Origin of the sequence: Chromobacterium vaccinii, from assembly GCF_000971335.1 — a bacterium.
Taxonomy (GTDB): domain Bacteria; phylum Pseudomonadota; class Gammaproteobacteria; order Burkholderiales; family Chromobacteriaceae; genus Chromobacterium; species Chromobacterium vaccinii.
Genome location: NZ_JZJL01000150.1, coordinates 1 through 583 on the forward strand (window position 1 = coordinate 1; position 583 = coordinate 583).

Annotated in this window: 1 protein-coding gene; it reads left to right on the top strand. The window is 67.4% G+C overall.

What is annotated here, in order from left to right; all coding sequences use genetic code 11:
• Positions 1–13 precede the first annotated feature (13 nt).
• Positions 14–583: condensation domain-containing protein (locus tag VL52_RS23000; RefSeq protein ID WP_200896093.1), on the top strand; the 570-nt coding region annotated here is incomplete at its 3' end.

Consider the following 583-nt stretch of genomic DNA (forward strand, 5'->3'; position numbering starts at 1 on the left):
CAGGACGCTGGGGATGTTCATCAATACGCTGCCGTTGCGGATAGGCGCGGGCCGGGTCGGCGCGAGGGCGGCGGTGAAGGCGGTGCATGCCAGTCTGAGCGGGCTGCTGATCCACGAACACGCGCCATTGGCGCTGGCGCAGCGCTGCAGCGGCCTGGCGCCGGGGCAGCCGTTGTTCAGCGCGCTGATCAATTACCGGCACAGCACGGCGTTGCCGAATCCGGACGAGATCCTGCCCGGAGTGAGGGTGCTGTGGAGCGAGGAGCGGACCAACTATCCGCTGACGCTGACGGTGGATGACCTGGGCGTCGGCTTCGAGCTGACGGTGCAGGCCGCGGCCAGCATCGGCGCCGCGCGGATCGCGGACTATGTGCATCGCGTTCTGGCTGGATTGACCGAACTGTTGGAAACCGCCCCGGAGCAAGATATGAGCGGATTGTCGCCGCTATCGGATGGCGAACGGGATCTGCAGCTGCGGCAATGGAACGCCACGGAAGCGGCGTATCCGCGGGAGCAAGGGGTGCACGAGCTATTCGAGGCGCAGGCGGCGGCGCATCCGGAGGCGGTGGCGGTGGAGCAAGAC